Origin of the sequence: Mumia sp. (genome assembly GCF_028803055.1) — a bacterium.
Taxonomy (GTDB): domain Bacteria; phylum Actinomycetota; class Actinomycetes; order Propionibacteriales; family Nocardioidaceae; genus Mumia.
Window position 1 is genome coordinate 1 of the sequence record NZ_JARBCJ010000027.1, and the last position, 23,110, is coordinate 23,110.

At 71.1% G+C, this 23,110-nt stretch carries 24 protein-coding genes, 1 tRNA gene, 1 pseudogene and 1 riboswitch; of the genes and pseudogenes, 12 read left to right on the top strand and 14 right to left on the bottom strand.

The annotated features are described in order from the left end of the window. Positions 1-391 precede the first annotated feature (391 nt). Complete coding sequence (locus tag PV363_RS04635; RefSeq protein WP_301021769.1) at positions 392-928, top strand: alpha/beta hydrolase; 537 nt, start codon at positions 392-394, stop codon at positions 926-928. Between the two features lie 59 nt (positions 929-987). On the opposite strand, the gene PV363_RS04640 is transcribed toward PV363_RS04635, so the two are convergent. After that, a tRNA-Gly gene (locus tag PV363_RS04640) sits at positions 988-1,058 on the bottom strand. 44 nt (positions 1,059-1,102) lie between these two features. Next, positions 1,103-1,861, bottom strand: coding sequence for a hypothetical protein (locus tag PV363_RS04645; RefSeq protein ID WP_301021770.1), 759 nt, complete (start codon positions 1,859-1,861; stop codon positions 1,103-1,105). Positions 1,862-2,047: 186 nt separating this feature from the next. Here PV363_RS04645 and dcd point away from each other — a divergent pair, with 186 nt between their 5' ends. Together dcd and PV363_RS04655 are read left to right on the top strand one after the other, a co-directional pair. Beyond that, entirely contained in the window at positions 2,048-2,623 is a 576-nt protein-coding gene (dcd, locus tag PV363_RS04650; RefSeq protein ID WP_220342360.1) for a dCTP deaminase, read from the top strand. A gap of 15 nt (positions 2,624-2,638) precedes the next feature. Then, on the top strand, positions 2,639-3,544 hold the full coding sequence (locus PV363_RS04655) for a pseudouridine-5'-phosphate glycosidase (protein WP_220342359.1): 906 nt from the start codon (positions 2,639-2,641) through the stop codon (positions 3,542-3,544). Positions 3,545-3,596: 52 nt separating this feature from the next. Here PV363_RS04655 and PV363_RS04660 read toward each other — a convergent pair whose 3' ends face one another. Beyond that, entirely contained in the window at positions 3,597-3,761 is a 165-nt protein-coding gene (locus tag PV363_RS04660) for a hypothetical protein (protein WP_220342358.1), read from the bottom strand. A 152-nt stretch (positions 3,762-3,913) separates the two neighbouring features. Continuing rightward, complete coding sequence (locus PV363_RS04665) at positions 3,914-4,105, bottom strand: hypothetical protein (protein WP_220342357.1); 192 nt, start codon at positions 4,103-4,105, stop codon at positions 3,914-3,916. Between the two features lie 101 nt (positions 4,106-4,206). On the opposite strand from PV363_RS04665, the gene PV363_RS04670 reads away from it, so the two are divergent. The 3 genes from PV363_RS04670 (at position 4,207) to PV363_RS04680 (ending at position 6,983) form a co-directional block, all read left to right on the top strand. Beyond that, positions 4,207-5,115 (top strand): carbohydrate kinase family protein, encoded by a 909-nt coding sequence (locus tag PV363_RS04670; protein WP_220342356.1) that lies wholly within the window; start codon positions 4,207-4,209, stop codon positions 5,113-5,115. 93 nt (positions 5,116-5,208) lie between these two features. Continuing rightward, positions 5,209-6,171 carry an ABC transporter ATP-binding protein gene (locus PV363_RS04675; protein WP_308289280.1) on the top strand — a complete coding sequence of 321 codons (963 nt, stop codon included), beginning with the start codon at positions 5,209-5,211 and terminating at the stop codon, positions 6,169-6,171. Continuing rightward, complete coding sequence (locus tag PV363_RS04680; RefSeq protein WP_301021771.1) at positions 6,168-6,983, top strand: ABC transporter permease subunit; 816 nt, start codon at positions 6,168-6,170, stop codon at positions 6,981-6,983. The genes PV363_RS04675 and PV363_RS04680 overlap by 4 nt, the downstream gene beginning before the upstream one ends. A 92-nt stretch (positions 6,984-7,075) precedes the next feature. Here PV363_RS04680 and PV363_RS04685 read toward each other — a convergent pair whose 3' ends face one another. After that, entirely contained in the window at positions 7,076-9,454 is a 2,379-nt protein-coding gene (locus tag PV363_RS04685; protein WP_301021772.1) for a (Fe-S)-binding protein, read from the bottom strand. Positions 9,455-9,570: 116 nt separating this feature from the next. Continuing rightward, a riboswitch (guanidine-III (ykkC-III) riboswitch) is annotated at positions 9,571-9,631 on the top strand. A gap of 19 nt (positions 9,632-9,650) precedes the next feature. Between PV363_RS04685 and PV363_RS04690 the strand changes: the two genes are divergently transcribed. After that, a complete protein-coding gene (locus PV363_RS04690) occupies positions 9,651-9,965 on the top strand; it encodes a multidrug efflux SMR transporter (protein WP_220342353.1) in 315 nt (104 codons plus the stop codon). Positions 9,966-9,970: 5 nt separating this feature from the next. Here the strand turns inward: PV363_RS04690 and PV363_RS04695 are convergent, their stop codons facing one another. Beyond that, the gene (locus PV363_RS04695) at positions 9,971-10,516 is read right to left on the bottom strand and encodes an NUDIX hydrolase family protein (protein ID WP_301021773.1); all 546 of its coding nucleotides are present in this window, start codon (positions 10,514-10,516) and stop codon (positions 9,971-9,973) included. 48 nt (positions 10,517-10,564) lie between these two features. Here PV363_RS04695 and PV363_RS04700 point away from each other — a divergent pair, with 48 nt between their 5' ends. Beyond that, positions 10,565-12,016: an MFS transporter gene (locus tag PV363_RS04700; RefSeq protein ID WP_301021774.1), complete on the top strand. Its 1,452-nt coding sequence runs from the start codon at positions 10,565-10,567 to the stop codon at positions 12,014-12,016. Positions 12,017-12,028: 12 nt separating this feature from the next. On the opposite strand, the gene PV363_RS04705 is transcribed toward PV363_RS04700, so the two are convergent. The 3 genes from PV363_RS04705 to PV363_RS04715 are packed head-to-tail and all read right to left on the bottom strand — an operon-like array spanning position 12,029 to position 13,950. Further along, positions 12,029-12,709 (bottom strand): GPP34 family phosphoprotein, encoded by a 681-nt coding sequence (locus PV363_RS04705; RefSeq protein WP_301021775.1) that lies wholly within the window; start codon positions 12,707-12,709, stop codon positions 12,029-12,031. A 25-nt stretch (positions 12,710-12,734) separates the two neighbouring features. Next, positions 12,735-13,367 (bottom strand): nitroreductase family protein, encoded by a 633-nt coding sequence (locus PV363_RS04710; protein ID WP_220342350.1) that lies wholly within the window; start codon positions 13,365-13,367, stop codon positions 12,735-12,737. 1 nt (position 13,368) lies between these two features. Beyond that, positions 13,369-13,950 (bottom strand): hypothetical protein, encoded by a 582-nt coding sequence (locus PV363_RS04715; RefSeq protein WP_301021776.1) that lies wholly within the window; start codon positions 13,948-13,950, stop codon positions 13,369-13,371. 60 nt (positions 13,951-14,010) lie between these two features. Between PV363_RS04715 and PV363_RS04720 the strand changes: the two genes are divergently transcribed. Next, complete coding sequence (locus tag PV363_RS04720; protein WP_220345512.1) at positions 14,011-14,679, top strand: hypothetical protein; 669 nt, start codon at positions 14,011-14,013, stop codon at positions 14,677-14,679. Here PV363_RS04720 and PV363_RS04725 read toward each other — a convergent pair. The 5 genes and pseudogenes from PV363_RS04725 to PV363_RS17935 form a co-directional block, all read right to left on the bottom strand. Then, positions 14,676-15,206: a MarR family transcriptional regulator gene (locus PV363_RS04725; RefSeq protein ID WP_220364776.1), complete on the bottom strand. Its 531-nt coding sequence runs from the start codon at positions 15,204-15,206 to the stop codon at positions 14,676-14,678. The genes PV363_RS04720 and PV363_RS04725 overlap by 4 nt on opposite strands. 72 nt (positions 15,207-15,278) lie before the next feature. Continuing rightward, a complete protein-coding gene (locus tag PV363_RS04730; protein ID WP_220345511.1) occupies positions 15,279-16,784 on the bottom strand; it encodes a gamma-aminobutyraldehyde dehydrogenase in 1,506 nt (501 codons plus the stop codon). A gap of 84 nt (positions 16,785-16,868) precedes the next feature. Then, positions 16,869-17,042 carry a hypothetical protein gene (locus tag PV363_RS04735; protein ID WP_220345510.1) on the bottom strand — a complete coding sequence of 58 codons (174 nt, stop codon included), beginning with the start codon at positions 17,040-17,042 and terminating at the stop codon, positions 16,869-16,871. An 80-nt stretch (positions 17,043-17,122) separates the two neighbouring features. Next, positions 17,123-17,923 carry a helix-turn-helix domain-containing protein gene (locus PV363_RS04740; protein WP_301021777.1) on the bottom strand — a complete coding sequence of 267 codons (801 nt, stop codon included), beginning with the start codon at positions 17,921-17,923 and terminating at the stop codon, positions 17,123-17,125. Positions 17,924-18,374: 451 nt separating this feature from the next. Then, positions 18,375-18,749 (bottom strand): annotated as a pseudogene (locus tag PV363_RS17935) (PucR family transcriptional regulator ligand-binding domain-containing protein); the annotation flags it as partial. 91 nt (positions 18,750-18,840) lie between these two features. Between PV363_RS17935 and PV363_RS04745 the strand changes: the two are divergent. From PV363_RS04745 to PV363_RS04755, 3 genes are all read left to right on the top strand, one after another. Then, complete coding sequence (locus PV363_RS04745) at positions 18,841-20,364, top strand: CoA-acylating methylmalonate-semialdehyde dehydrogenase (RefSeq protein ID WP_301021778.1); 1,524 nt, start codon at positions 18,841-18,843, stop codon at positions 20,362-20,364. A 10-nt stretch (positions 20,365-20,374) separates the two neighbouring features. Continuing rightward, positions 20,375-21,700, top strand: a complete 1,326-nt coding sequence (locus tag PV363_RS04750) for an aspartate aminotransferase family protein (RefSeq protein ID WP_220345508.1) — start codon at positions 20,375-20,377, stop codon at positions 21,698-21,700. Further along, positions 21,687-23,110, top strand: a 1,424-nt coding sequence (locus PV363_RS04755; protein ID WP_301021779.1) for an FAD-dependent oxidoreductase, incomplete at its 3' end; no start/stop codon positions are given. The genes PV363_RS04750 and PV363_RS04755, both read left to right, overlap by 14 nt.

Consider the following 23,110-nt stretch of genomic DNA (forward strand, 5'->3'; position numbering starts at 1 on the left):
CGTGCGTGCTTCAGGATGCCGTTGACGGTGACAGCCTTGCGGAGCTGCGTCGTGTTGACGTCGTCGATTGCCGCTGCCGGTGTTGCAGTGGTCACCAAGGTGGCGGCGACGGCTGCTCCCAGGGCTCCGGTAAGTGCTCTTCGCACTACGGACCTCCTCGTTGAGTCGTGTCGGACCGCTTCAACTTAGGCGAGCCGACCAGACAGCGACAGGGGCAGCAGCCGAAAAATCCCGTTCGTGGCAGCAACTCGCCGCGCGAGCCAGGCGGCGCGGGCGAGAACCTGGCGAATCGCTGCCAGCGACGAATGAACTGATCGCACGGTGGGCACAAGGTCTTGCTCGACGAACGACGATGGCCCCGAAGTGGCCCCGCGGTCGGTACGGTCTCCGCATGACCGACGTCGTCGTGATCCCCGGCGCTCGATTCGGACCGGGCGCGCCGCTGCTGATGTATGCCGGTGACGTCGCAGAGCGGCGGGGCGCGACCGTGCACCGGCACTCGTGGTCCCGACAGCCCTCGGCTCTCGATCAGCCGGGGATCGAGCACTGGGTCTGCGGCGAGATCGTTCCTCTCATCGACCACGTGGGCGGCCGACCGCTGCTGATCGGCAAGTCCCTGGGCACGAATGCCGCGGCGATCGCCGCGGAAAGATCGTTGCCCGCCGTGTGGATCACGCCGCTACTCACCCTCCCGTGGGTGGTCGACGCCCTGAGCCGCGCAACCGCGCCGTTCCTGCTCGTGGGCGGCACGGCGGACGCACTGTGGGACGGCGACGCCGCGCGCCGCCTCTCGGCGCGGGTGCTCGAGGTCGAGGGCGCAGATCACGGCATGTACGTCCCCGGCCCGCTGACCGACTCGGTCGCTGTCCTGGGTCGCGTCGTGACCGCGGTGGAGGAGTTCGTCGACGGCCTCGGTTGGTCGAGCTAACTCACAGCGAAGGCCCTGGCCGGGACTGTTGTCGTCTCGGCCAGGGCCTTCGTGAAGGGAGCGGGCGACGGGAATCGAACCCGCACTATCAGCTTGGGAAGCTGATGTTCTGCCATTGAACTACGCCCGCGGGCGTCGTCGCCGAGGCGACGCCGACCACTATATAGGTGCCGCTCAGCTCACCGTCACGTGGACGTGGTCGTAGTGGTTCGCTGTCGACGAGCCGCGGTCCTCCATCGGGCGCCAGCCCTCGGAGGCACGCTGGATAGTCCAGATCTTCTGCGCCCAGAGGACCTCTGAGACGCCGAGCTTGGAGGCGTTCGCGCGCACGAAGGCGGCGATCGCGTCACCGGTCGAGCCGCTCACCATGATGTCGAGCGCGCGTCCGGTGCCGTGCTCGCCGCCGTCTCCCGCGCGGACCCCGCCGTACGAGGAGACGCTGGGGAACTCGGCGCACACCGCCCGGTGGACGGCGATCGCGTTCGAGGAGAGGCCGCTCTCGACCGACGAGCCGCTGGCGCACGGCTTGCCCGAGACCGATCCGCTCGGCGTGCTGGCATCGGGGCTTTCGGAGTCTGCGCCCTCGGTCTCGGCCGCGTCCTCCTCCTCCGGCTCTGCGGTGGCCTCGGCGACGCCGGCGACCACCTGCTTGCCGGGGGCGGTGAGGGCCGCACGTCCGCTCGAGCGCGTGACGGCGATCTCACGACGCTCGGCGATGTGCTGCTCGAGGCTGGGGGCGGACCGGATCACGATGCCGCTGGTCGACGCGCCCTCGACGTTGGCAGCGGTCGTGCTGATCGCCTGCGGGGCAGAAGCGGCCACGGTCGCCACTCCTGCGAGCAGAAGACCGGCCAGCGCGGCGGGTCGGCGACGGGCGGAGCGCAGAGGCAGAGCCTCCAGGCGCTCGTGCGGGGTCTCGGGCGTGACCGTCACGGAAGGACGGATCCTGGACGACGTCGGGCTCGTCTTGCGCTTGCGGGGGGCGCGGTGAGCCTTCCTGCGGCCGGGGGTAGCCACAAGTTCACCTTCCGTGGAGAGCAGGGGGGACCTCGGAAGTGAAGCACATCCACCCGGGGTCAGCCAAGGCCTCCGTCCACAGACCTGCGCTACCGTCGGTCTGTGCTGCTCTCCGACCGCGACATCCGAGCCGAGCTCGACGAAGGACGGATCGTCCTCGATCCCTACGACGAGGAGATGATGCAGCCGTCCAGCATCGACGTCCGCCTCGACAAGTTCTTCCGGGTCTTCGAGAACCATCGCTATCCGCACATCGACCCCGCAGAGGACCAGTCCGATCTCACCAAAGAGGTCACGGCGGCCGACGGTGGACCGTTCATCCTGCACCCCGGCGAGTTCGTCCTGGGGTCGACGTACGAGCGGGTCGCCCTCCCTGTCGACGTCGCCGCCCGGGTCGAGGGCAAGTCGTCGCTCGGGCGTCTCGGTCTCCTGACCCACGCCACGGCAGGGTTCGTCGACCCCGGGTTCGACGGGCACGTCACGCTCGAGCTCGCCAACGTGGCGACGCTCCCGATCAAGCTCTACCCCGGCATGAAGATCGGCCAGCTCTGCTTCTTCCGGCTCTCGTCGCCGGCCGAGCACCCGTACGGCTCCGAGAAGTACGGGTCGCGCTACCAGGGCCAACGCGGTCCCACGCCCTCGCGTTCCTTCGCCAACTTCTATCGCGCCACGATCTGAGGAGAGACCGCTCGGATGAGGATCCACCCCGACGTCGCCGCTGCCTGCGAGGCCGGCCGACCTGTCGTCGCGCTCGAGTCGACGATCATCTCCCACGGCCTGCCACGACCCCGCAACCTGCAGGCGGCCCGTGACTTCGAGGAGATCCTGCGCAAGCGCGACGTCGTCCCCGCGACGATCGCCGTGCTCGACGGGGAGCCGCACGTGGGGCTCGACGACGCCGCGCTCGAGCGGATCGCCCTCGACGACTCCGTGGTGAAGGTGTCCGTACGCGACCTTCCCGTCGCGATGGCGACCCGGACCTCCGGTGCCACGACGGTCGCGGCCACGGCCTTCCTCGCGGCCCGGGCGGGGATCCGCGTGTTCTCCACCGGCGGCCTGGGTGGGGTGCACCGAGGGGCGAGCGCCACGTTCGACGAGTCGGCCGACCTCACCACGCTCGCCGGCACACGCATCACGGTGGTGTCGGCCGGCGTGAAGTCGATCCTCGACATCCCGGCGACCCTGGAGCGCCTCGAGACCCTCGGCGTCACGGTGCTGGGCTACGGGACGGACCAGTTCCCGAGCTTCTGGCTGACGGAGTCGGGGGAGACTCTGGACTGGGCGGTCCCCGACGCCGCGACGGTCGCTGCGGTGATGGCCGCCAACGACGCCCTCGGACGTGAGAGCGCGGTGCTGGTGGCCAACCCCCTGCCGTCCGACAAGCAGCTGGACCCGCGGGTCCACGACGAGGCGCTGCGGCAGGCGCTCGCCGAGGCCGAGCGCGATGCGATCACCGGCAAGGACGTCAGCCCCTACCTGCTCGCCCGGATCGTCGAGCTGACCCACGGCTCGAGCCTCGAGGTCAACCTCGACATCGCGGCCAACAACATCACGGTCGGCGCCGAGATCGCCACTGCCTGGAGCGCACGAGACCGGTGACACCGGTCTCGGTGCCACCGGTCTCGGTGGTGTCGGCTCTGACGGTCGTCGGTCACGACTGGCCGTCGAGGCGGTCGGCGACCCTGTGCAGCGTCCTGGCCGTCCGGTTGCGCAGCGAGGGGCGGTAGGTCGTACCGAGGTGCTCTCGCTGCTCGAGTCGGCGGGTGAGCTCTCGTTCACGCATGTTCGTGAGCAGGAGATGGGTGTACTCGTTCATGTCATTGCCCCTATGCCTGTGCAGGCGTCGTCGACGTGCCCGTACGGGACGTCGATGATGTGTGGTTCGTGCGGTAGACGGGGAGGATTCACCGTCGTGGCGGCGCCGCGTCTGCGGCGCTCGGCGTCACGTCGATCCGGGGCGACCGAGGGTCACATCGGACGAGTGGGCGCGGTCGTCCCCGCTGGGCGGGAGTCGACCGAGTCGGCGAGCCGGCGCACCGCGCCGGCTGCCCGGGCCCGCCAGGAGGCCTGGTGGATCGTCCCGGGCCGGCGGCGCTCCAGCGTGCGGCGTACGTAGGCCTCGCGCTGACGCGTCATGATGTCGTGCGTGCAGTCATCCATCTCTGCCTCCCTCCGCGGCTCGTTCGTTGGCAACTGGCTCCGACACTAGGGCGAGGGGCAGGTCCGGCGCACCCGATTATCCGGGCGGTAGCGTTCGACGCATGGCACGCATCCTCGTGGTCGGTGACGTGGTCGACGACCTCATCGTCCGGCCCCTCTCGACTGTCACCCCAGCGAGCGACACCCCCGCGGTGATCCGCAGGCGCGATGGCGGTTCCGCGGCGAACGTCGCGGCGTGGCTGGGGTCGCTCGGTGCCGATGTGATGTTCGTCGGACGTGCCGGCAGGGACGGCGCACGCCGGCACACGGAGTCGCTCGAGCGCTTCGGCGTGCAGGCGCGCATCGCCGCCGACGGGGAGCACGACACCGCCACGATCGTCATCACCCTCGACGAGGCGGGAGAGCGGACGATGTTCGTCGACCGCGGCGCGAACAGCGCCCTGTCGACCAAGGACGTCCCCCTGTCGGCCTGGAAGGACGTCCGGTGGGTCCACCTCACCGGCTACTCGTTCTTCGATCCCGCGACGCGTCCGGTCGCGCAGGAGATCGTCGCCCGTGCACGCGACCGCGGCGCTGTGGTGTCGGTCGACCCGGGGTCGGTGGCGTTCCTGCGCGAGGCCGGGGTCGAGGAGTTCGTGGACTGGACGTCCGGGGTCGACGTGATTCTGCCCAACGCCGACGAGCTGCGATGCATGACCGGGGAGGACGAACCCGACAGGGCGCTGCTGGCGCTGGGCCGGTGGTACCCGACCGCGGTCGCCACCCTCGGCGCCTCGGGGGCGGTCCAGATGACCCCCGACGGCTTCCTCGTACGCCAGCGCGCCGAGAAGACGGAGGTCGAGGACCTCACCGGCGCGGGTGACGCGTTCGCCGCCGGCTTCCTCTCCGCGAGCGTGGACGGCCTCGACGCGCAGCAGGCGCTGCGCCGAGGGGCGGAGACGGCCGCTCTCGCGGTGTCTCGTACCGGCGCACGCCCCGCGCTGGGGGAGTCACGCCCCGTCATCGGCTGACGCCGTACGACGGCGGTCTCCAGGGTCGGCTCAGGGGACGGCCGGGGTGTTTCCCCGATGCCCCCAGGCGCCACTGCCCGTGACTCTGAGCGCATGGACAGCTCAGACATCGGGGCGGGCGATCGGATGATCCGCGCCCAGGCACTCACCAAGACGTTCGGCGACAAGGTCGCCGTCGACGCCATCGACTTCACGGTCAGACCAGGTCGCGTGACCGGATTCCTCGGCCCCAACGGTGCGGGGAAGTCGACCACCATGAGGATGATCCTCGGTCTGGACGCCCCGACGGCGGGCTCGGTGACGGTCAACGGTCATCGGCACCAGACGTCACCTGCGCCGCTGCGCTCGGTCGGCGCGCTCCTCGACGCCCACGCCTTCCACCCAGGCCGATCAGCGCGTGACCACCTGCGCTGGCTCGCCGCGAGCAACGGCATCCCGGCCACCCGCGTCGGTGAGGTGCTCGAGCTCGTCGGTCTGGAGTCCGTGGCTCGTCAGCGGGCGGGACGCTACTCGCTGGGGATGGGGCAGCGGCTCGGGATCGCCGCTGCGCTGATCGGCGATCCGCCGGTCGTCATCCTCGACGAGCCGGTCAACGGGCTCGACCCCGAGGGCATCAGGTGGGTCCGCGCACTCGCGCGCCGGCTCGCCGACGAAGGCCGTACGGTCTTCATCTCCAGCCACCTCATGTCGGAGATGGCGATGATGGCCGACCACCTGATCGTCATCGGGCGCGGACAGATCCTCGCCGACATGTCGACCGAGGACTTCATCGCCGCGCACGCCACCTCGTACGTCCGGGTCAAGTCACCGGCACGCACGGCCGTGGCCGAGCTGCTGACGAGGAGCGGGCTCGACGTGGAGGGCGTCGGCGACGCGCTCCACGTCCAGGGCCTCGACGCGTCGGCGATCGGCGATCTCCTGCACCACGACAGCCTCCCGCTGCACGAGCTCACGCTGGTGCGGTCCTCGCTCGAGGACGCCTTCATGAGGTTGACCGCCGACAGTGTCGAGTACCGCTCGAAGGTTGGCGCCGTCACGGCAGGAGCAGCGGCATGAGCACCGCGACGCAGACCGTCGCGGTCGGGTCGGAGCAGGCGGTCCACCGGCAAGGGTTCGGCGACGTGCTCAGCGCCGAGTGGATCAAGCTGCGCTCGGTCCGCGCGACGTGGTGGACCCTCGCCGCTCTGGTCGGCCTGGGAGCCGGCCTGACGATCGTCGTGTGCTGGGGCAATGCCGACTGGCTCGCGAGCCCGGAGGCCGACGAGTCGCCCGGCGCCTTCCTCACCTGGGGCATGATGATCGCCCAGATCACGGCCGTCGTGCTGGGGGTGCTCGCCGTCACCAGCGAGTACGGCACCGGGATGGTCCGGGCGACGTTCGCCGCCGTTCCCCGACGAGGGCGCGTGCTCGCAGCGAAGTCGCTGCTGGTCGCGAGCCTGCTGTTCGTCGTCGGCACGCTGACGGCCCTGATCGGCTACTTCGGCGGCAACTACTTCCTCGACCGCGAGGGCATCGGCATGGCGCTCGAGGGGGACGTGCTGCGGGCGATGTACGGCAGCGGCCTCTTCATGGCGGGTCTGGGGCTGCTCTCGATCGCGATCGGGACCCTGCTGCGCCACACCGCGGCGGCCATCACGATCACCATCGGGCTGTGCTTCGTGGTGAGCAACATGGTCGCGCTGATCCCCGGTGACATCGGCCTGTTCCTCGAGCGGGTCATGCCGGGGAGCGCCGGAGCGGTGATCGCGACGCCCGTGTCGTTCAACCCGAACCTGCTGGACGCCTGGCCGAGCTTCGCGATCTTCGCGGCGGAGATCGCCGTGCTGATGACGCTCGCAGCTGGCGCGCTCCGCCGCCGCGACGCCTGACCCCGCCCGCCAAGACGGCGATTCGGTGAGGAAATCGGGACTCGGCCGTCGACGGCCCCCGATCTCCTCACCGAATCGCGCGAGGGCGGGCGTCAGGGCTTGGAGTGGCCGTGGCCCTCGTCGTCGACGGGGATGTCGGACTCCTCGGCGATCTTGCGGTTCTCCTCCGGCGTGCCCGCCTCGGGCTCGTCGAGGTCCTCACCGGGGCCCTCGGGCCGCTCGAGGACGGCGGTCGCCGTCGCCGCCATGCCGGCGTCGGCGGCGGTCGCGTCGGGCCCGGGCTCGGTCGCGGGCTCGGCGGCCGCCTTGCGCTTGACGCCGGCGAGGAGCAGCTGCGCCACGTCGAGCACCTCGACCTCTTCGCGAGCAGCGCCGTCGGCCTGCTTCGCGGTCAGGCCGTCGGCCAGCATCACCCGGCAGAACGGGCAGCCGACCGCGATCTGGTCGGCACCGGTGTCGATGGCCTCCTGGGTGCGGTTGAGGTTGATCCGCTCGCCGAGCGTCTCCTCCATCCACATCCGGGCGCCACCCGCACCGCAGCAGAACGAGCGCTCGGAGTTGCGCGGCATCTCCTTGAACTCGGCGTTGGGGATCACGTCGAGCAGCTCGCGGGGCGCCTCGTACACCTTGTTGTGGCGGCCGAGGAAGCACGGGTCGTGGTAGGTGATCGTCTTGCCGGCGACCTTCTCGTCGGCCGGTGCGAGCGGCGTGAGCCGGCCCTCGCGCACGAGCCGGTTGAGCAGCTGCGTGTGGTGCACGACCTCGAGCTCGATGCCGAAGTCCTTGTACTCGTTCTTGAGCGTGTTGAAGCAGTGGGCGCAGGTCGAGACGACCTTCTTGACCTTCGTCTCCTTGAAGACCTCGACGTTCTGCGCCGCGAGCTGGGCGAACACGATCTCGTTGCCGGCGCGGCGGGCAGGATCACCCGAGCACGTCTCGCCGTCACCGAGCACGGCGAACGAGACGCCCGCGGTGTCGAGCAGCTCGGCGACCGCCTGCGTGGTCTTCTTGGCGCGGTCCTCGTACGCTCCGGCGCAGCCGACCCAGAACAGCCAGTCGACCTCGTCCAGGTCCTCGATGTCGACACCGACCTGCTTCACCTCGAAATCGAGGTCCTTCGCCCAGTCCATCCGGTTCTTGGGCGACATGTTCCAGGGGTTCCCCTTGCGCTCGAGGCCCTTGAAGATGTTGTTGAGCTCGGTGGGGAAGTTGGACTCCACGAGCACCTGGTAGCGGCGCATGTCCATGATGTGGTCGACGTGCTCGATGTCGACCGGGCACTGCTGGACGCAGGCGCCGCAGTTGGTGCAGGACCAGAGGACGTCGGGGTCGATGACGCCGTAGACCGACTCGTCGCCGATCAGCGGACGCTCCGCCTCCGTGGTGACCGCCTCGGAGAGACCGTCGCGACCGTCCTCGCCGGCGAGGACGTACGGCGCCTTGGCGTACGCGTGGTCGCGCAGACCCATCACGAGCAGCTTGGGCGAGAGCGGCTTGTCGGTGTTCCAGGCGGGGCACTGCGACTGGCAGCGGCCGCACTCGGTGCAGGTGGTGAAGTCGAGGATGCCCTTCCAGGAGAAGTCCTCGACCTTGCCGACGCCGAGCTTCTCGAACGCGTCCTCGTCGAGGTCCTCCATCGTCTCGATCGTGACCGGCGTGTCGTCCACGTAGATCGGCTTCAGCCCACCGAGGGCGGGAGCGCCGGAGGCCTCGCGCTTGAACCAGATGTTGACCCAGGCGGTGAAGCGGTGCCAGGCGACACCCATGGTGATGTTGAGCGAGATCGTGATCAACCAGGTCATCGAGATGGCGATCTTCACCATCGCGACGGCGTAGATGGTCGTCTCGAGCGCTCCGGCCGACATCCCGGAGAAGAGCTCCCCGAGCCAGAAGGTGCCGGGGAAGTGGGCGAACGTCGCCTGGGCGGGGTCGTCGTGCGAGAACAGCGCGTACTCGAGGCCGCGGAGCAGGAAGCCGCAGACGACGACCGACAGGATGACAGCCTCGACGAAGTAGGCCTGCCAGAACGTGGAGCCGAAGAAGCGGGACTTGCGGCCGAGCTTGTTGGGCTTGTTCCGCTGGCGGACGAAGATCAGGTACAGGATGCCGATCAGGGTCAGCCACGACAGGAGGTCGCTCACCCACTGGTAGACGACCCAGTGCCCGATGATCGGAAGCACCGCGTGGGCGTCGAAGATCTGGAAGTAGGCCGCGGCGACCATCGTGGACAGCAGGATGAACCCCGCGAACACGAACCAGTGCATGATGCCGATCCAGTGCCACTGGAGCATCCGCGTGTGGCCGAGGGTCTCGACCAGCATGTTCTTCCAGCGCGTCCCCGGGTTGTCGGTCCGGTTGTGCGTCTGCCGGCCCATCCTCACCACGCGCACCATCGAGGCGACCGCCCTGGCGGCGAGCGCGACGGCGACGGCGGTGATGGCCAGCGAGACGACGATCGCGACGACCTGCATGCTCTGCTCCTGCCGGTAGTACTGACTAGCGCACCTTAGCCCCAGCGAAGGGCGTTCTCTGGGTAAGGTACGCCAAACACTACCGGTGGGTAACTTCGAGGCGTCTCGTACGCTGTGATCAGCCACCCGGCTCCGGACGAGAAGCGACGTACCCGGTCATGCGAAGACGTCGACACCACGTGGTCAGGAGCCCGTCATGGCATGGCTGGTCCTCGTCGTCTCCGGCGTCCTCGAAGCGGTCTGGGCGACCGCGCTCGGGCGATCGGCCGGTCTCACCCGACTCGTCCCGTCGGTCGTGTTCGGCGTGGCGGTGGTCCTCAGCATGGTCGGGCTGGCGTACGCCATGCGGAGCCTGCCGACCGGCACCGCGTACGCCGTGTGGGTCGGCATCGGCGCCTCGCTCACCGTCGCGTACGCGATGGCGACCGGTGTCGAGCCGGTCTCCGTGGTGCGCCTGCTGTTCCTCGCGATGATCATCGGCGGGGTGGTGGGGCTCAAGGCGGTGGGCTGAGGCGGTCAGCCGCCGAGGACCCCCAGGTAGCCCAGCGCCTGCCGCAGCAGGGCCCCGCGACCGCCCTCCATCTCGGCCGCGACCGCGTCGGTCGACGCCTCGCCCGGGGTGAGCCACGTCAGCTCCAGCGCGTCCTGGCGCGGCTGGCACTCGCCCGAGACCGGCACCACGTACGCGAGCGCGACGGCGTGCTGGCGGGCGTCGAAGAACTGCGACGCCCCCGGGAAGGGGAAGTACTCGGTGACCGCGAACGGCACGGTGCTGACCGGCAGCACCGGGAAGGCGGTCGGGCCCAGGTCCTTCTCGAGGTGGCGCATTAGAGCGTCGCGGACGCGCTCGCCGTGCATGACGCGCCCGGAGACGAACGAGCGCGAGATCGCGCCGGTGTGCGCGGAGCCCCGCAGCAGCAGCCCGATCTCGGCGACGAGCCCGTCAGGATCCATGCGGACCGGGATGGCCTCGACGTAGAGGATCGGGACCCGGCCGCGGGTCTCGTCGAGCGCGTGATCGGAGAGCCAGCCGGGGTTGGGGTCGGGCGTGCGTACCGTCATGACGCCAGTCTTCCCCATGAGGCCCCATCGGTGCGTACGGTGTCGCACGTGGACGAGCCCGTCCGTCTCCGCAGCGCCGCAGGCCGCTGGCTCCTGCTCGCCACCGTGCTCGGGTCGAGCATGGCGATGCTCGACGGCACCGTGGTCAACGTCGCCCTCCCCACGATCGGCGACGACCTCGACGCCGACATCGGCGGTCTGCAGTGGGTCGTCAACGGCTACACGCTGAGCCTCGCGTCGCTGATCCTGCTCGGCGGTGCGCTCGGTGACCGCTTCGGCCGGCGGCGGGTGTTCGTGATCGGCGTGCTCTGGTTCGCGGTCGCCTCGCTGCTGTGCGGCGTCGCTCCGGACGTCTCCACGCTGATCGCCGCCCGCGTCCTCCAGGGCATCGGCGGGGCTCTGCTGACACCGGGGAGCCTGGCGCTGATCTCCGCGTCGTTCGACCCCGAGGACAGAGGAGCGGCGATCGGGGCGTGGTCGGGACTTGGCGGAGTCGCTGCGGCCGTGGGCCCCCTCCTCGGGGGATGGCTCGTGGAGGCGGTGAGCTGGCGTGCGGTGTTCCTGCTCAACCTGCCGCTCGCGGTGCTGGTGGTCTGGGTGTGCGCCCGGCACGTGCCCGAGAGTCGGGACCCGCGGGCGCCGAAGCATCTCGACCTCCTCGGGGTGGCGCTGGCCGCGGGCGGACTGGCCGTCCTGACCTACGGCCTCATCGCCTCCAGCGACTGGCTGGCCGTCGGCGGTCTCGTCGTCCTGCTGCTCTTCGTCGTGCAGGAGCGTCGCAGTCCTGACCCGCTCGTGCCGCTGGGCCTCTTTCGCGACCGGGTGTTCAGCGGCGCGAACCTGGTGACGTTCGTCGTGTACGGCGCGCTGGGCGCGGTCTTCTTCCTGCTCGTGGTGCAGCTGCAGGTCGTCGCCGGCTACTCGCCGCTGGCGGCGGGGGCGGCGACGCTCCCGGTCACGTTCCTGATGCTTCTCTTCTCCTCCTACGCCGGCGCCGTGGCGACCCGCATCGGGCCGCGGATCCCCATGACCGTGGGGCCGGTCGTCGCGGCGGCTGGGCTGCTGCTGATGCTGCGGATCGGTCCGGACGCGGCGTACCTGAGCGAGGTGGCGCCGGGAGTCGTCGTCTTCGGGATCGGGCTCACGGTGCTGGTGGCGCCGCTGACCACGGCGGTCCTGGCCGCGGCGCCCGACCGCCTCGCCGGGATCGCGTCGGGGGTGAACAACGCGGTGGCGCGTACGGCGCAGCTGCTCGCGGTGGCCGCGCTGCCGCCCCTGGTCGGGATCGTCGGCGGTGCGCTGTCGGACCCGGGAGTGTTCGACGCGGGCTTCGACCAGGCGATGGTCATCTGTGCGGCGATGCTGGGACTCGGCGCGATCGTGGCCTGGGCGACGATCCGTACCAGGCCGAGAGCGCACACCATCCCCGTCGAGAGGCAGCCGGGATGCGACCTGGGTGCGCCCCGCGCGTATCCGAGGTCACGGGGACCCGAGGGCTGACCCGCCGGCGCCTCAGACCGAGGCGGTCCGCCTGGACGTGCGCGAGGCTCTCGGACCGGGAGCAGAGAGCTCGCTGAGCGCGGCGTGCACGGCGCAACGGAGGTCGTCGCCCTCGTCGGGCCGCGGTGTCTGGCACCACGAGCGCACCTGTGTCGTGTCCGGCTGCGACGGGCTCACCAGCTCGAGAAGGTCGGCCCCGTCGAGGACGGTGAGGAGGCCGGCCGCCCGTGGCTCGAGGTCGGTGCCGGGCTCAGGTGCCGAGCCGCCGACAGCTGCGAAGATCGTCTCCAGGTCGGCGCGGACGGAGTCGCTCGTGTCGGGTGACGCGGTGTACCACCGGACGAGGATCTTGAGCACCAGGCTGCGGTGGATCTCGCGCCGCAGCATGCCGCGCTCGGCCATGCTCTCGAGCACCGTGGCCCGCAGCGTGGGCGCGAGGTGCCGGATCGCGTCACGCACGCCGACGGGGAGCTGGCCGGTCAGCAAGGACAGGCCGCCGCCGAGCAGCGGCGACCTCGGTGACGTGTCACCGAGGACGAGCATCGTGTCGTCGTCGAGACGGAGGTGGCCGGCCGCGGCGAGGTCGAGGAGGACGGCACCGGCGAGGGCGTGGTCGACGCACGACTCACGTCCCCGGAGCATTCCCGTCTCCGGGTCGAGAGCGAGCAGCGTGAGTTCCTCGGCGAGCAGCATGCGGTGAGGCTACTCGTGATGTTGATCACATGCCAAGATCATCGTCGGACGGCAGGCCCCACGACCCCCGGTGGACGACCTCGTCGAGTCCACGGCGCGCACGTCCGCGCGAGGACGGCACGTGGTCCTCGGCGCGGTATCCGACCGTGACCGCGCCGATCGGGTCGTACGCCTCAGGGACGCCGAAGGTGCTGCGGAACGCGGCCGTACGCGTCGGGGGGATCCCGAAGAAGCACGCGCCCAGGCCCTCGTCGACGGCGGTCAGCAGGATGAGCAGCGACGCCATGGCGGTGTCCACGTACCAGTACGGCACCGCCCAGCGTGCCTCGTCGCGGTCGGTCCATCCTTTGTCGGGCTCGGCGTAGCGCTCGAGGTAGGCGTCCTTGTGCGCCAGCGGCACGATCACCACCGGAGCGGTCCGCATGCCGCGCTGCCACCGTGACGGCGCGGCCGCCCGGTCCGGGGGCGTCGTCGCCTCCCAGAACCGGGTGACGTCCTCGGGGGAGTCCAGGACGAGGAAGGCCCATCCCTGGCTGAACCCCGCGCTCGGAGCGTGGGTCGCGTGCTCGAGCATCCGGTCGACGAGTGCCCGCGGCACCGGTCGTCCGTCGTAGGCCCGCACCATCCGTCGCCTCCGGACGACGTCCCCGAGCTCCATGTCAATCGCTCTCGTCGCTGTCGATCGCGACGTGCGTGTCGGCGGCCTCTGCCTCCTCGTCGTACCCGTCCTTGGGGCGGCCGAGGCGTGCGCGCAGGTTGCGGCGGGACAGGAGCAGAAGGTCCCAGGTGCTCGTGTCCACCATGTCGGGGTCGAGGTGCTCGAGCGCCCGGATCCCGATGTTGAGCCACCGCTCGGCCGCCAGCGGCTCGCCGGCCTCGTCGTAGAGGTCGGCCATGTAGTGGGCCGACAGTGGCGTGATGCGTCCCGACCGGCGGTAGCGGTCGGCGTACTCCGACGGGTCGAGACCACGTGCGAGCGCAGCGCCGACCCGCACGACGTCGGGGTGGATGGCCGAGGCGCCCGCGGCCGTGTCCGCCATCGCCAGCACCTCCTCCTGCCGGTCCCACGAGCCGTCGAACCCGAGGAACTCCGAGGCGGCGACCAGGAGCGAGCGCGGTGTGACGTCGTCGGCGAGCTCGTAGCCCGCGCCGGTGGCGAGCTCGACCAGCTTCTCGGCCTTCTGGCGGGAGGTGAGGTCGGACTCCTCGACAGCGTCGGTGTCGTCCCGGGTGATGCGCATGGCGCCAGTATCCCGTGCAGGTGTCGCGCTCCTCGTGCCAGACCCGGCAGGATGGCCGTCATGGACGGTGCGTCGGTGGTGGAGCAGGGGCCTGGGTGGACCTGGTGGCGCACACCCTCGGGCGTCTGGGTCGAGGTCGCCGACGACCTCGCCTGCGTGCTCCCACCCGAGGCCGCGGCGGGGGTCGTCTCAATCGCCTGGCCACGCGGTCGGTGGAGGTTCACCTTCCGCGGCGACCCCGTGCCGTACGAGGCGCCCATGGCGGTACGCGCCGACCCCTCGCTGACCTGTGCGATGACGGTCCTGGCGGCCGCGAAGCAGGCCAAGGTGCACGGAGATGCCGACGTACGCGCCACCTTCGGCGAACTCACGTCCCGCGAGCCCGCTGACGGCCTCACCGCCGGGGAGACCGCCGGCGTCCTCGACGTGCGGGCCCCGACCGAGCCGGAGCGTGACTCGCTCGTGGACGTCGTCGTGGCTCAGGCGCGCGCCCGTGCGACCCGCGACCGCACGCGGGTGGAGGTCGACCGCGACGAGATCCACGGGCCGCTCGTCCTCGATGCCCTCGCCGTACGCACGCTGACCGACGAGGTGGGCGCGGTGGAGATCGGGTCGCCCGGCGCGGACCGGGCCGCCCGAGCGGTCCGACGCGGCGAGCGTGCGGTCACCCTCGTGGTGCGTGAGCGGGACGAACGGCTGATCCGCGCCGCTCTGGCCGCACTCTCCTAGGTGTCGGAACGGGGAGCCGGGACGTCGCTCGCGGGCCCGCGCACGGGCTCGTCAGCGCCTCCGTGGTCGGCGTACTCGCGCAGGATCGCGATGGCGTCGTCGAGGAACGTCGAGATCGTGCGGGCCGACTCGTCATCGAGGTCGGAGGTGAGCTCGCGGATGGCGGAGATCAGCGGAGAGAGAGCACGTCGGGCGTCGGAGTAGGCGGAGCCGGTCGGCTGGAGGCTGGTGCGACGCCGGTCGGTCGGGTGCGGAGTGCGCTCCATGTGACCCGACGAGACCAGGCGGTCGACCGCGACGGTCGCCGAGGCGGACCGGATTCCGAGCCGGTGGGCCAGGTCGCCGACGCCCAGGGGTCGCGGCAGTGCCGCCATGGCGTTGTCGAGCGCCAGGGCGTCGGTGACGCCGATCCCGATCTCGGAGGCGAGGCGGGCGTGCACCGATGGTGCGACGCGCAAGAGCTCTCGCAACTGCATCCCGAGCGTGAACCGGATGTCGGTCTGGTCGACCGGAGGCAGCGAGTCCACAGACCTATGTTATACGCCCGTCAACAGATAGACCTTCTATGCAATCCCCCCGCTTTGCTGAAGTGCCGCCGGTCACACCCCCATGACGGTGCTGTGCCACGGCCTGCGAGCAGTGCCGGTCACGTCCTGCATCACGTGCTTGACCTGGGTGTACTCCTCGAACGAGTACGCGCTCATGTCCTTGCCGTAGCCCGACTGCTTGTAGCCGCCGTGCGGCATCTCGGAGACGATGGAGATGTGGTCGTTGATCCACACGCAGCCGGCCTGGATCTCCGCGGCCGCGCGCTGGGCACGGTAGACGTCACGCGTCCACGCCGACGCCGCCAAGCCGTACGGGGTGTCGTTGGCGAGCCGGACCGCCTCGTCGTCGGACTCGAACGGAAGCGCCACCAGGACCGGCCCGAAGATCTCCTGCTGGACGGCCTCCGCGTCCTGGGGGAGCCCCGTCAGGAGGGTCGGCTCGTAGAAGAAGCCCGAGCGCTCGGGCGAGCTTCCACCGCACACCACCTGGGCGCCGGCGGCCCGGGCGCGGTCGACCATCGCGGCCACCTTGTCGCGGTGCGCCGCCGAGCTGAGCGCCCCGAGGTCGGTCGCGGGGTCAGTGGGGTCTCCGACGACCACCTTGCCCATCAGCTCGGCGACCCCGTCGACGAACGCCTCGAAGAGGCTCGCGTGGACGTACGCCCGGGTGGCCGCCGTGCAGTCCTGCCCGCCGTTGATCAGCGAGCCCGCGACGGCGCCACGGACGGCCGCCTCGAGGTCGGCGTCGTCGAACACGACGAACGGCGCCTTGCCGCCCAGCTCGAGGTGTACGCGCTTCACCGAGGCGGCGGCCGTCGTCGCGATCTGCCGACCGACCGCCGTCGACCCGGTGAAGGACACCATGCGGACGCCCGGGTGGCCGACGACGGCGCTCCCGGTCGTCGGACCGGGGCCGTTGACGACGTTGACGACACCGTCGGGCAGCCCGGCCTCGGTGGCGGCCTGGGCGAGCATCAGGGAGGTGAACGGTGTGATCTCGGCCGGCTTGAGGACCACGGTGTTGCCAGCGGCGATCGCCGGGAGGACCTTCCAGGCCGCCATCTGGAGCGGGTAGTTCCACGGGGCGACCGAGCCGACCACGCCGATCGGCTCACGCCGGATCGAGGAGGTGTGGTCGGCGGAGTAGCGGGCGCTCGCCCTGCCCTCCAGGTTGCGGGCAGCCCCGGCGAAGAAGGCGGTGTTGTCGATCGTGCCCGGGACGTCGAACTCCGTGGACATCCGGATCGACTTGCCCGTCTGCAACGTCTCGGCGGCGGCGAGGTCGTCCGCGATCTGCTCGAGCCGGCGCGCCAGCGCGTGGAGCGCGGTGCTCCGCTCACCAGGGGTGGCGGCGGACCATCCGGGGTACGCGCGGGCCGCTGCGGCCACCGCGTCGTCGACGTCGGAGTCTGTGGCCGAGGCGAACCTGCGTACGACCTCCCCCGTCGCGGGGTTGCTGACCACGACGTCGTCGGCACCGGAGCCGTCGGCGTACCGACCGCCGATGTGCTGTCCGGCGGGGATGCTGGCGGGGTCGAAGGCGCGGGGTGTGGTCATGGCGCGATTCCAGCACGTCGTCCGCGAGCGGACAACAGCCGGTGTGTCACCACGGGGTCGTCTGCGGTGACGTCGTGTCGCCGCTCAGGCGATCGTCTTCGGCAGTGCGATGACGAGGAGGGCGGCGAAGAAGGCGAGCACCAGGCACGCCGCGGCGGTGCCGACGAGCTTGGCGGACGTCGCGCGGTCGACGACGAGCGGCAGCATGCCGAAACCTGCCACCACGGTGAAGACGGCGATCCAGCCCCAGGTCGTCATGTCGTGCTCCTCGCTCCCGTGGCCGCCGGTGCGGCCTGGGTCACCAACCTATCGGTCGAGGCGGCGTCGACCGCGCGCGGTCACCGCGGCTGGTCGTGCACCAGGAGGGCGACCCCCAGGGCGAGCCGGGAGTCGGCGTCGTCGAGGCGGACGCCGAGGATGCGCTCGAGGTGCGCGAGCTTCTTGTAGAGCGCGGGGCGGCTGCGGTGGCTGACGCGCGCCAGCTCGGTCTTGTTGCCGCCCACGGCGAGGTACTGGCGGAGCAGCTGGAGCATCCCGTCCTCGTGCGTCGCCTCGTGGACGAGCAGCCGGTCGAGCTCTGCCTCGGCGAACGCCTGGACCCGCGGGTCGTCCTGCAAGAGGGCCACAAGTCCGTGGAGACGGACGTCGCTGGCCCGGAAGAACGGTCTGCGGCGTGCCGGTGGCAGGGCGTGGGCCACCTCCGCGACGTGCTGGGCGTGCCGCAGCCCAGCGCCGGCGGTGAGCACCGTCTCGGCAGGGACGCCCACGCCGACCGACACGGGATCGAGGTCGGGCTGGCGGACGCGCTGGGCGTGCAGGGTCTCCGCGAGCTGCGCGACAGCGGCGTCGCCGCCCCGCTCGCCGGTCGCGAGCAGCACCGCCACCTCCACAGGCCCGAGCGAGCCGAGGATGAGGGGGAGCCGGGCGTCGCGCCCGGCCTGGGCGACGCGCTCGACGAGGCGCCGTGCGCCGCGGTGGGCCGCCACCGGATCGGTGCTCGTCCCTCCGGCGCGCGGTGCGGCGCGCACGACGAGGGCCACGTACGGCGCCACCGCGGGGAGCCCGAGCGCTCGGGCGCGCGCCCTCGGCCTCGGCGACGTCGACCACGCGACCCGCGGCGAGCTCGGTGAGGAATCCACCCTGAGCCTGGTGGGTGATCCCGAACCGGTCGCTCTCCACCATCCGGCCGAGCTCCAGCGCCTGGGCCGCGCGCTCGAGGACCATCGCGAGGCGCTCCTGGTCGGAGGCGGGATTCACGACGACCAGCCGGCCCCAGCGCTGCTGCTGCACGCCGACCGGGGAGGTCATCCAGCCCTCGGGCCCCGTCACGCCGGTGAGGTCGGTGAAGGCGACCAGCCGCGAGCGTCGCTCCCACGCCTGGAGCAGGCCGGCGGCGGGACGCCCCAGCGCCGCGTAGGCCACGACGTGACGAGACAGGTCCTCGAGCACGACGGACGAGCCGGCCAGGGCGGCGGTCTCCTCGACGATCACCTGGGCCCCGGCTCCCTCGAGGCTCAGCGAGGTGAAGCGTTCGTGGACCCGCCGCGCGAAGTCGACGTGCTCGTACTGCTCGGCGACGATCGCACGGTGCACCTGCTCGGTGATCTCGACGAAGCGGGTGGGCCTCCGGAGGGCGACCACGGGGAACCGGCGCCGACGGGCGACGGCCAGCGCCGCCGCGGGCACCGCGCTGAAGGACTCGCCGAGCTCGACGAGGAGCCCGGTCGCGCCGGCGTCGACGAGCTCACCGACGTACGCCGCCGCGTCGGCCTCGTCCCCCCGCATCGCCAGGCCGGTGGAGAGGAGCAGCTCGCCGCCGGTGAGCAGCCCGGTGACCTCTCGGACCTCGCTGACGTGGACCCAACGGACCTGCCGGTCGAGCCGGTCGGCGCCCGCCAGCACCTGCGGCTCGGCGACGCGGAGGGCGTCCGAGGCCAAGACGGCGCGGAGCGTCGGGAGCGGCATGGCAGAAGGCTACACTCCGCAATCCTGTGTCGAGCACGGGTGACAATCCGTCCATTGTGGGGGGTGGCCCGCCAGGCGCACGCTCGTGCCCATGAGCACTCCCACCGTGATTCCGCACTGGCTCGACGGCGCGCCGTTCCTCGGCAGCTCCAGGTCCGGCGCCGCCGCTCGTACCGGCGATGTCACCAACCCCGCGACCGGCGCCGTGACCGGGCAGGTCGTCTTCGCCGACCAGGCCGACGCCGAGCGCGTGATCGGTGCGGCCTCGGCCGCGGCGCGCTCCTGGGCCGACACGTCGGTCACCAGGCGCACGCAGACCGTCTTCGCGTTCCGCGAGATCCTCAACGCCCGCAAGGAGGAGCTCGCGGCGATCATCACCGCCGAGCACGGCAAGGTGCTCGACGACGCTCTGGGGGAGGTGACCCGAGGCCTGGAGGTCGTCGAGTTCGCCTGCGGGATCCCGCACCTGCTGAAGGGTGGCTACTCCGAGGGCGTCTCCTCCGGGGTCGACGTGCACTCCAAGCGCCAGCCGCTCGGCGTAGTCGGGATCATCAGCCCGTTCAACTTCCCGGCGATGGTCCCGATGTGGTTCTTCCCGGTCGCGATCGCCGCGGGCAACACGGTGGTCCTCAAGCCGAGCGAGAAGGATCCCTCGGCCGCAATCTGGATCGCCGAGCGGTGGAAGGAGGCTGGGCTGCCCGACGGTGTCTTCAACGTCCTCCAGTGGGACAAGGTCGCCGTCGACGCACTCCTGGACAGCCCCGACGTCAAGGCGATCAGCTTCGTCGGCTCGACGCCCATCGCCCGCTACGTCTACGAGCGGGCGAGCCAGTCGGGCAAGCGGGTGCAGGCGCTGGGTGGTGCCAAGAACCACATGGTCGTGCTGCCCGACGCGGACCTCGACCTGGCCGCGGACCAGGCGGTCAGCGCCGGCTACGGCTCTGCCGGCGAACGCTGCATGGCGATCAGCGTCGTCGTCGCCGTCGGTGGAGTCGGGGACGAGCTCGTCGCCAAGATCGCCGACCGCACGCGCACCCTGCGCACCGGCGACGGGACGAAGGGCGCCGACATGGGGCCGCTCGTCACCCGGGCGCACCGCGACAAGGTCGCGTCGTTCGTCGATGCCGGCGAGGAGGCCGGAGCCAAGCTGGTCGTGGACGGGCGCGAGGTCGCCGCCGACGGTGGAGCGGAGGGCTTCTGGCTCGGCCCCACGTTGTTCGACCAGGTCACGCCCGACATGAGCGTCTACACCGAGGAGATCTTCGGCCCGGTCCTCTCGGTCGTGCGCACCGACACGTACGACGAGGCCGTCGCCCTCGTCAACGCGAACCCGTATGGCAACGGTGTCGCGCTGTTCACCAGCAACGGCGGGGCCGCGCGGAAGTTCGAGTACGAGGTCGAGGTCGGGATGATCGGCATCAACGTCCCGATCCCGGTGCCGATGGCGTACTACTCGTTCGGAGGGTGGAAGAGCTCGCTCTTCGGCGATAGCCACGCGCACGGGACCGAGGGCGTCCACTTCTTCACCCGTGGAAAGGTGGTCACCTCGCGGTGGGGTGATCCCGCCGTGAAGCCCGTCGGCGGCCTCGAGCTCGCCTTCCCGAAGAACAGCTAGAGAGGACGTCATGACGAACCGCACGTACGAGCTCGACCGCGCGCACGTCTTCCACTCGTGGGTCGCGCAGGCCTCCATGAACCCGATGGTGATCGAGAGCGCCGAGGGGAGCTACGTCGTCGACGACCAGGGGCAGCGATACCTCGACTTCTCCTCGCAGCTGGTCTTCACCAACATCGGGCACCAGCACCCGCGCGTGGTCAAGGCGATCCAGGACCAGGCCGCGCGCCTGTGCACGATCGCGCCCCAGCACGCCAACGCCGCCCGCTCGGAGGCCGCGGCCCTCGTCGCCGAGCTCGCGCCCGAGGGGATGGACCGCGTCTTCTTCACCAACGGCGGGGCGGACGCCGTCGAGCACGCCGTGCGCATGGCGCGCCTGCACACCGGACGCCGCAAGGTGCTGAGCCGCTACCGCTCGTACCACGGTGGCACCCAGACCGCGGTCAACCTGACCGGTGACCCGCGGCGCTGGCCCAACGACTACGGGGCGGACGGTGTCGTCCACTTCTTCGGGCCGTTCCTCTATCGCACCGAGTTCCACGCGACGACCGAGGCCGAGGAGTGCGAGCGTGCGCTCACGCACCTCGAGCACACGATCCAGATGGAGGGGCCCGACACGATCGCGGCGATCATCCTCGAGACCATCCCGGGCACCGCGGGCATCATGCCCCCGCCGCCGGGCTACCTCGAGGGGGTGCGGGCGCTGTGCGACCGCTACGGGATCGTCTGGATCGCCGATGAGGTGATGGCCGGGTTCGGCCGGACCGGCACGTGGTTCGCACTCGACCTGTACGACGCGACACCGGACCTCATCACGTTCGCCAAGGGCGTGACGTCGGGATACGTGCCGCTGGGCGGCGTGATCATCTCCGAGCCGATCTACGAGACCTTCGCCGACCGGCCCTATCCCGGCGGCCTCACCTACTCGGGCCACCCGCTCGCCTGCGCCGCCGCGGTCGCCACGATCGAGACGATGAAGGACGAGCGCATCGTCGAGAACGCCGCCACGCTGGGGGAGACGGTCTTCGCACCGGGGCTCGCCGAGCTGGCCGAGCGACACCCCTGTGTCGGTGAGGTCCGTGGGGTGGGGGCGTTCTGGGCGCTCGACCTCGTCGCCGACCGGGAGACCCGGGAGCCGCTGGCACCGTACGGGGGGACGAGCCCGGCGATGAACGAGATCGTCGCGGCGTGCAAGAAGCACGGGCTGCTGCCGTTCGTGAACTACCACCGCCTCCACGTCGTGCCCGCCCTCAACATCACCGCCGACGAGGCGCGTGCCGGTCTGGCGGTCCTGGACGAGGCGCTGTCGGTCGGCGACGCCCATGCCGCACGCTGACGCGCGCGCACGCCGGCACCCGACCGTCTTCGAACGGCAGCCGGCGCCCGCCGCTGCCGTGGAGGCCTCGCTGGAGCAGACGCGCGACGCCTGCTTCTGGCTCGACGACGTCGCGGACGCGGTGACGTACCCGGTGCTGCACGGTGCGCACAGCGCCGACCTGCTGGTGGTCGGCGGTGGTTACACCGGCCTGTGGACCGCGGTGAAGGCCAAGGTCCGCAACCCGGCCGCGCGGGTGGTGCTGATCGAGGCGCAGACCGTCGGCTGGGCCGCGTCGGGGCGCAACGGCGGGTTCTGCGACGCCAGCCTGACCCACGGCGAGGACAACGGCCGCACCCGCTGGCCGGACGACTTCGACACGCTCGAGCGGCTGGGCCAGGACAACCTGGAGGCGATGGCCAAGGCGATCGACGCGCTCGGCATCGACTGCGAGCTCGAGCGCTCCGGCAGCCTCGACGTGGCTGTCGAGCCGTACCAGGTCGACCAGCTCCGCGAGTCCGGCGCCGAGGTGCTCGACGCCGACGCTGTGCGCGCGGAGGTGAACAGCCCGACCTACCTGGCGGGCGTCTGGCACCGCGACTCGACCGCGATGCTGCACCCGGCCAAGCTGGCCAAGGAGCTCGCCCGGGTGGCGGCGGGCCTGGGGGTGGAGATCTTCGAGAACAGTGCGGCCGAGTCGCTGGAGACCCACGGACGCACCGGGCCGGTGGTGGTGCGGACCCCACGCGGGTCGGTCCGCGCCGACCGGGTGGTGCTGGCGACGAACGTGTTCCCGTCGCTGCTGGCCCGCACCCGGCTGATGACCGTGCCCGTCTACGACTACGTGCTGATGACCGAGCCGCTCAGCCCGGCCCAGCGCGACGCGATCGGGTGGCGGCAGCGTCAGGGCGTCAGCGACATGGCGAACCAGTTCCACTACTACCGGATCACGCCGGAGGGCCGGATCCTGTTCGGCGGGTACGACGCGGTCTACCACTACGGGCGCAAGGTGCGTTCGGCCTACGAGCACCGGCCGGCGACGTACCGGGCGCTGGCGTCGCACTTCCTCACCACCTTCCCTCAGCTCGAGGGCATCCGGTTCACCCACCGGTGGGCCGGCGCGATCGACACGTCGACGCAGTTCTGCGCCTTCCACGGACTGGCGAAGCAGGGCCGGGTGGCCTACACCGCCGGCTTCACCGGCCTGGGGGTCGGCGCCACCCACTTCGCCGCCGACGTGATGCTCGACCGGCTCTCCGGCGAGCGGACACCGCGCACCGAGCTGGAGATGGTCCGCAAGAAGCCGCTGCCGTTCCCGCCGGAGCCGGCCGCGGCGCTCGGCATCAACGTCACGCGGTGGGCCCTCGACCGGGCCGACCATCGCGAGGGCCGGCGCAACGCCTGGCTGCGTGCGCTGGACGCGGCAGGGCT

What these genes read in the sequence shown, in the direction of transcription:
- PV363_RS04635 (WP_301021769.1), top strand. Translation starts at nt 392, where the DNA reads ATGACCGACGTCGTCGTGATCCCCGGCGCTCGATTCGGACCGGGCGCG.
- PV363_RS04655 (WP_220342359.1), top strand. Translation starts at nt 2,639, where the DNA reads ATGAGGATCCACCCCGACGTCGCCGCTGCCTGCGAGGCCGGCCGACCT.
- PV363_RS04685 (WP_301021772.1), bottom strand. Translation starts at nt 9,454, where the DNA reads ATGCAGGTCGTCGCGATCGTCGTCTCGCTGGCCATCACCGCCGTCGCC.
- PV363_RS04745 (WP_301021778.1), top strand. Translation starts at nt 18,841, where the DNA reads ATGAGCACTCCCACCGTGATTCCGCACTGGCTCGACGGCGCGCCGTTC.
- PV363_RS04730 (WP_220345511.1), bottom strand. Translation starts at nt 16,784, where the DNA reads ATGACCACACCCCGCGCCTTCGACCCCGCCAGCATCCCCGCCGGACAG.
- PV363_RS04750 (WP_220345508.1), top strand. Translation starts at nt 20,375, where the DNA reads ATGACGAACCGCACGTACGAGCTCGACCGCGCGCACGTCTTCCACTCG.
- PV363_RS04710 (WP_220342350.1), bottom strand. Translation starts at nt 13,367, where the DNA reads ATGGAGCTCGGGGACGTCGTCCGGAGGCGACGGATGGTGCGGGCCTAC.
- PV363_RS04720 (WP_220345512.1), top strand. Translation starts at nt 14,011, where the DNA reads ATGGACGGTGCGTCGGTGGTGGAGCAGGGGCCTGGGTGGACCTGGTGG.
- PV363_RS04695 (WP_301021773.1), bottom strand. Translation starts at nt 10,516, where the DNA reads ATGACGGTACGCACGCCCGACCCCAACCCCGGCTGGCTCTCCGATCAC.
- PV363_RS04715 (WP_301021776.1), bottom strand. Translation starts at nt 13,950, where the DNA reads ATGCGCATCACCCGGGACGACACCGACGCTGTCGAGGAGTCCGACCTC.
- PV363_RS04735 (WP_220345510.1), bottom strand. Translation starts at nt 17,042, where the DNA reads ATGACGACCTGGGGCTGGATCGCCGTCTTCACCGTGGTGGCAGGTTTC.
- PV363_RS04680 (WP_301021771.1), top strand. Translation starts at nt 6,168, where the DNA reads ATGAGCACCGCGACGCAGACCGTCGCGGTCGGGTCGGAGCAGGCGGTC.
- PV363_RS04705 (WP_301021775.1), bottom strand. Translation starts at nt 12,709, where the DNA reads ATGCTGCTCGCCGAGGAACTCACGCTGCTCGCTCTCGACCCGGAGACG.
- PV363_RS04675 (WP_308289280.1), top strand. Translation starts at nt 5,209, where the DNA reads ATGGACAGCTCAGACATCGGGGCGGGCGATCGGATGATCCGCGCCCAG.
- PV363_RS04665 (WP_220342357.1), bottom strand. Translation starts at nt 4,105, where the DNA reads ATGGATGACTGCACGCACGACATCATGACGCGTCAGCGCGAGGCCTAC.
- PV363_RS04690 (WP_220342353.1), top strand. Translation starts at nt 9,651, where the DNA reads ATGGCATGGCTGGTCCTCGTCGTCTCCGGCGTCCTCGAAGCGGTCTGG.
- PV363_RS04660 (WP_220342358.1), bottom strand. Translation starts at nt 3,761, where the DNA reads ATGAACGAGTACACCCATCTCCTGCTCACGAACATGCGTGAACGAGAG.
- PV363_RS04670 (WP_220342356.1), top strand. Translation starts at nt 4,207, where the DNA reads ATGGCACGCATCCTCGTGGTCGGTGACGTGGTCGACGACCTCATCGTC.